General features: G+C 60.9%; 4 protein-coding genes. All 4 read left to right on the top strand.

What is annotated here, in order from left to right; genetic code table 11:
* The first annotated feature begins 76 nt into the window (after positions 1–76).
* The 4 genes from MRS74_RS17850 to MRS74_RS17835 all read left to right on the top strand — a co-directional run bounded on the left by MRS74_RS17850 (position 77) and on the right by MRS74_RS17835 (position 6,189).
* The gene (locus MRS74_RS17850; RefSeq protein ID WP_254581633.1) at positions 77–1,231 is read left to right on the top strand and encodes a sensor histidine kinase; all 1,155 of its coding nucleotides are present in this window, start codon (positions 77–79) and stop codon (positions 1,229–1,231) included.
* 60 nt (positions 1,232–1,291) lie between these two features.
* Entirely contained in the window at positions 1,292–2,680 is a 1,389-nt protein-coding gene (locus tag MRS74_RS17845; protein WP_254581627.1) for a sigma-54-dependent transcriptional regulator, read from the top strand.
* A gap of 314 nt (positions 2,681–2,994) precedes the next feature.
* On the top strand, positions 2,995–4,950 hold the full coding sequence (gene acs / locus MRS74_RS17840; RefSeq protein WP_254581626.1) for an acetate--CoA ligase: 1,956 nt from the start codon (positions 2,995–2,997) through the stop codon (positions 4,948–4,950).
* Positions 4,951–5,523: 573 nt separating this feature from the next.
* The gene (locus MRS74_RS17835) at positions 5,524–6,189 is read left to right on the top strand and encodes a response regulator transcription factor (RefSeq protein ID WP_254581625.1); all 666 of its coding nucleotides are present in this window, start codon (positions 5,524–5,526) and stop codon (positions 6,187–6,189) included.
* Positions 6,190–6,224: the final 35 nt, after the last annotated feature.

Below are 6,224 nucleotides of genomic sequence, written 5' to 3'. Positions count from 1 at the left end.
GCGCCAGTTTGCTGCAGATCCGCGACAGTACCTTGGCCCTGGTGGAGAAAATGCGAAAATATGGAATCTCGCGCAAATGAGCCCGGCATTAACTCCGCCGCCGACAGCGACCCAGGCGCTGACCGCCGCTGAAAACCGCATCGCCGAGCTCGAGGCGGAGCTTGCTGCGGCGAAGGATGAACTGGCGCGCGAAAGAGTGGCCCGTGTGGGCGAACTGGAGCATACCGCGGGCCTGGCGGAGCGCATGCGCAAGCTGCTCGATCTGCTGCCCGCCGGCGTGATTCTGATCGACAGTGATGGCCGTGTGGCCCAGGTCAATCCGGCGGCGCGGGATCTACTGGGCGAGCCGCTGCAGGGAGAGCTCTGGATCGATATTATTCGGCGCAGCTTTGCGCCGCGCAGCGATGATGGTCACGAAGTCTCGCTGCAGGACGGCCGGCGGGTGCAGCTGGCAACCCGTGCCATGGACAACGAGCCGGGTCAGCTGGTGCTGCTGACTAACCAGACCGAAACTCGGTTGCTGCAAACACGCCTGTCGCATTATCAGCGCCTGTCGGAAATGGGTCGCATGATGGCGTCCCTCGCCCATCAGATTCGTACACCGCTGTCGGCGGCGCTGCTCTACACCGCCCATTTGAACCGCCCTGTACTGGAAGACAGCCAGCGGGTGCGCTTTGCCGGCAAGGTGAAGTCGCGCCTGGTGAATCTGGAGCAGCAGGTACGGGACATGCTGGTGTTTGCCCGCGGCGAAACGCGGCTGGATGATCGTATCAGCACCGAAGAGCTGTTCCGTGCCATTGAAGACATGCTTGATGCGCCGCTATCGAGCCAGGATGCCGACTGCGACTGTTATAACGACGCGCCCGGCATCTGGCTGCAGTGCAACCGTGAAACCCTGCTGGGCGCTCTGCAGAACCTGGTTGATAACGCTCTGCAGGCCTGTGGCCCCGGCGCAGAACTGGCCATCCGCGCCCGCACCGATGCCGCTTTTTTGCGCCTCGAGGTAATCGACCAGGGCCCCGGCATGGATTCGCAGACCCGTGCTCAGGCCATGCAGCCGTTTTATACCACCAAGTCCCACGGTACCGGCCTTGGACTGGCGGTGGCCCAGGTGGTTGCCCGCGCCCACCATGGCAGTTTTGAGCTTGATTCAGCGCAGGGGCGGGGTACTTGTGCAACACTGCTACTGCCTTATATGGCCGATGCCGGTCAGCCGTTACCGAATGCCTGAGGGAGCCGTACACGAGATGGATATAAGGGATATAAGGGATATAAGGGATATAAGGGACATATGAGTATTCGGGTACTGATAGTCGAAGATGATCAGGCGCTGCGCGAAGCTCTCGCAGATACTCTGGCGCTGGCAGGTTTCGAGTACCTGGAGGCCAGTGATGGCCTCCAGGCGCTTGAGCGGCTCAAGCAGGCGGCGGTGGATATTGTGGTCAGCGACGTTAACATGCCGGGGCTAGATGGCCATGGCCTGCTGGCCCGCCTGCAGCAATCCCATCCCTGTCTGCCGGTGGTGCTGATCACCGCATTCGGTCAGGTGCAGAAGGCGGTGGAGGCTATTCGCGCCGGCGCCGTCGACTATCTGATGAAACCCTTCGAGCCCGAACAGCTGATAGAAACCCTCAGACTGCATGCAGGCGTTGCTGGCCTGTCGGCGTTCGAGCCGCCCATCGCCGAAGATGCCGGCAGCCGGCAACTGTTGCAGCTGGCAAGACGCGTGGCCGAAACGGACTCCACCGTGCTGATTACCGGTGAATCCGGCACCGGCAAGGAAGTGCTGGCACAGTATATTCATCAGCACTCGGCCCGCAGTGATCAGTCCTTTGTGGCCATCAACTGTGCCGCCATTCCGGAAAACATGCTTGAGGCCACGCTGTTCGGGCATGAGAAAGGCGCCTTTACCGGCGCCTACAGCAGTCATGCCGGCAAGTTCGAGCAGGCCAACGGCGGCACCCTGCTGCTGGATGAAATCAGCGAAATGGACCTTGGGCTCCAGGCCAAGCTGCTGCGCGTGCTGCAGGAGCAGGAGGTCGAACGGATCGGCGGGCGCAAGGCCATCAAGCTCAATGTGCGGGTGCTGGCCACCAGTAACCGCGCACTTGAGGCCTTTGTTGCCGAGGGCCGCTTTCGCGAAGATCTTTATTATCGCCTGAACGTATTCCCGCTGCAGTGGTTGCCGCTGCGCGAGCGCCAGGGGGATGTGCTGCCGCTGGCCGAGCGTCTGCTGGCCAAGCATTGCGCCAAGATGCATCGTCCGCCTGCGAGCCTCAGCCCCGAGGCGCGCCAGTTGCTGCGGGAGCATGGCTGGCCCGGCAATGTCCGTGAGCTGGATAACGTCATGCAGCGCGCCCTTATCCTGCAAACCGGCACCCGCATTCAGTCCGCCGACCTGCATCTGTCGCCGGGGGCCATCAGTATCAGTCAGTTTGCAGCGACCCAGGTTCAGGCAGACGAAGACGGCGCTGTCGTAGCCGAAAGTGGCGGCGAGACTGAAGACGCCGGCCAGCTGGGGTCTGATCTGCGCCAGCACGAGTTTCAGCTTATCGTGGATGCGCTGCAACAGACCGGCGGCAGCCGCAAGGATGCTGCCGAACGGCTGGGCATCAGCCCGCGCACCCTGCGCTACAAGCTGGCGCGCATGCGTGAAAGCGGCTTTGCGCTGAGCGATTAGTGCCGGGCCCGCCTTGTGCTCAGGCTGAAACCTGGCCGCCGGCGTCAGGTCGCGCTAGTCTTTTAGTACTATGGCTGGCACTGGGCGGGCGAACAGGAGTGCCGGCCTGCAGACCGTCCAGGCTGGGCGTTGCGGTGCTGTGGAGCGGCTCAGTGGCTGCCCCCGCAAGCCCGTTTTGCGGGCTGGGATATACCAATGTCTAATTCAGGGCACTGTAGTGAAGTCTGTATAACTCTACGCCATAGATCCGTTTTCAGCGCCCTGCGCACGTCCAGGATCCCACAATTAAAACAAGTAAGCTTAAGGGTAAATCAATGAGTGATAGCAAGGTACATCCGGTAAATCCGGAGTTCGCCGCCAAGGCGCACATCGATAACGCCAAATACCAGACCATGTATGATCAGTCCGTCAATGACCCGGATGCGTTCTGGGGCGAGCACGGCAAGCGGCTGGACTGGTTTACGCCTTTTACCAAGGTGAAAAATACCTCCTTCGACCTGCATAACGTGGATATCCGCTGGTTTGAAGACGGTACCCTGAACGCGTCCTACAACTGCCTGGATCGCCACCTGGAAGAGCGCGGTGATCAGACGGCCATTATCTGGGAGGGCGACGACCCGAGCGAATCCGAACACATCAGCTACCGCGACCTGCATGGCCGGGTTTGTCGTCTGGCCAACGCGCTCAAGTCCCAGGGCGTGGAAAAGGGCGATGTGGTGACCCTGTACATGCCGATGATTCCCGAGGCTGCCGTGGCGATGCTGGCCTGCTCGCGTATCGGCGCGGTGCACTCTGTTGTGTTTGGCGGCTTCTCGCCCGAAGCCCTGGCCAATCGTATCGAGGGTGCGCAGTCCAAGGTGGTGATCACCTCCGATTATTCGTTGCGCGGTGGCAAGGTTGTGCCGCTGAAGGCAAACGTGGACAAAGCGCTGACGGACCCTGGTGCAGCCAAGTTCGCCCAGAAAGTGGTTGTCGTAAAGCGCACCGGTGACAAGCTGGCGTGGCACGATCACCGTGACGTCTGGTACCACGACATCACCGCCCAGGCGTCGCCGGAGTGCCCGGCAGAGGCCGTGAACGCGGAAGATCCGCTGTTTATCCTCTACACCTCTGGGTCGACCGGACAGCCCAAGGGCCTCAAGCACACCACCGGTGGTTATCTGGTGTATGCCGCCATGACCCACGAATACGTGTTCGACTACAAGCCGGGCGACATCTACTGGTGCACGGCTGATGTGGGCTGGGTTACCGGCCACAGCTATATTGTTTACGGTCCCCTGGCCAACGGTGCCACCACCCTGATGTTCGAGGGCGTGCCGAACTATCCCGACAGCAGCCGCTTTGGTCGCGTGATCGAGAAGCACAAGGTCAATCAGTTCTACACGGCGCCCACGGCGATCCGTGCCCTGATGCAGCAGGGTGAGGATGTGCTGGGTAACGCTGACCTCTCGAGTCTGCGATTGCTGGGATCGGTGGGTGAGCCCATCAACCCTGAAGCCTGGGAATGGTATAACCGCGTGGTGGGCAAGGACAGCTGCCCCATCGTCGACACCTGGTGGCAGACCGAAACCGGCGGCATCATGATTACGCCGCTGCCGGGCGCCATCGATACCAAACCTGGCTCCGCGACGCGCCCGTTCTTCGGTGTGCTGCCTGCGCTGGTGGACAACGAAGGCAACGAACTGGAAGGTGCCGCGGATGGCAACCTGGTGATCAAGGACTCCTGGCCGGGTCAGAGCCGCTCGATCTGGGGTGATCACGAACGCTTCTCCCAGACCTACTTCAGCACCTTCAAGGGTTTCTACACCACCGGTGACGGCGCCCGCCGTGATGCCGATGGCTACTACTGGATTACCGGTCGCGTCGATGATGTGATCAACGTTTCCGGCCATCGCATGGGTACCGCCGAGGTGGAATCCGCACTGGTGGCACACCCGGCGGTGGCGGAAGCGGCGGTGGTGGGTTATCCCCACAGCCTCAAGGGGCAGGGCATCTATGTCTATGTGACACTGCAGTCCGGCTTTGATGCATCCGACGAACTTCTGAAAGAACTGCGTAACTGGGTGCGTTCGGAAATCGGCCCCATTGCCTCGCCGGATCTGATCCAGTTCGCGCCCGGCATGCCCAAGACCCGCTCCGGCAAGATCATGCGCCGCATCCTGCGCAAGATAGCCGAAGACGATTTCGGCGCCCTTGGCGATACCTCGACCCTCGCCGACCCTTCGGTGGTGGATGATCTGATCGAACATCGTCTTAACCGCAAGGTCTGAAACAACCGCCGCTGACAGCCCTGTCAGCGGCCTTTGGCCTGCGTCACTTCGCAAATAACTGCACAAGTGTACTGCTTCGCTCTTATAGGCGCTTTTAGCGAGTCGCCAGGAGGTTGGCCGCACGGCGCATTTTCGAAGCCATAGTGGGCCTATTTCGAGGAAATGCAACACCGCGGACGGCCTCCTGGCGGCTCGCCCGCAGGGAGCGCGCCCATTCGCGCCCTGCTGCGTTGCCGCTTCTTGGCAAGAGCCCCACTATTACCGGCGAACGGCGCCTTGCCGGACACGAATTGGCGGGCTCTATAAGCACCCATTAGGACGAAGCAGTACACTAGCTTTGCATAAATGCCTCCCGGCCTCTGGTCGTGGCGGCATTTTGTCTTTAAAGTCAGGCTCATACCGCAGGTGCAAAGTCGCCTCCAGAATGCTGTCGCGATCTTGCCAGGAATAGCCGCCAGGAACTCTATGAAAGGGCGTCTGCACGGGCTGCCAGGCAGAGTTTCCGACAGCCGGATTGATTGCGGTTTGGCATATAATAAAACCCGGTAACGGGTACGCAGATGGAGACACCGCATGCAGTTAGCGCAAAAAATCATCATCGCCGATGACCATCCGCTGTTTCGGGCCGCACTGAAACAGGCGGTCTCCCAGGCAGTGCCGGGGGTGGAAATCGTCGAGGCCGATACGCTGGCGGCGGTGCAGGAGGCGGTGGGCAAGCATTCGGACGCCGATCTGGTATTGCTGGATATTCACATGCCAGGAGCCAGTGGTTTTTCAGGACTGGTGTTTCTGCGTGGGCAGAATCCGGGTATTCCGGTGGTGGTGGTGTCTGGCAGCGAAGAAGTGCATGTCATGCAGCGGGCCATCGAGTATGGCGCTTCAGGGTTTATCCCCAAGTCAGCGCCGCTGGAAGTGATTGCCGAGGCCATTACGGCAGTATTGCAGGGCGAGGAGTGGTTGCCGCAGGAGATCGCCGACAGTTTCGGTCAGATCGAGCCGGAAGATCAGCGCTTTGCCCAGGCGCTAGTATCCCTGACGCCGCAGCAGTTCCGGGTTCTTACCATGCTTACCGAGGGGCTGCTGAACAAGCAGATCGCCTATGAGCTGAGCGTGTCCGAGGCCACCATCAAGGCCCATGTAACCGCCATCCTGCGCAAGCTCGGCGTCAACAGCCGTACCCAGGCGGTGATTGCAGCGCAGCGCCTTGGCGTTGAACCGCCCAAAACCGAGCTGAAATAGCTTTCAGCCGCTCGGTCTGATCCAGGCGGCAATCC

It is taken from the genome of Marinobacterium sedimentorum, from assembly GCF_024267675.1.
GTDB lineage: Bacteria > Pseudomonadota > Gammaproteobacteria > Pseudomonadales > Balneatricaceae > Marinobacterium_A > Marinobacterium_A sedimentorum.
This window is presented reverse-complemented; position numbering and strand designations above follow the sequence as displayed.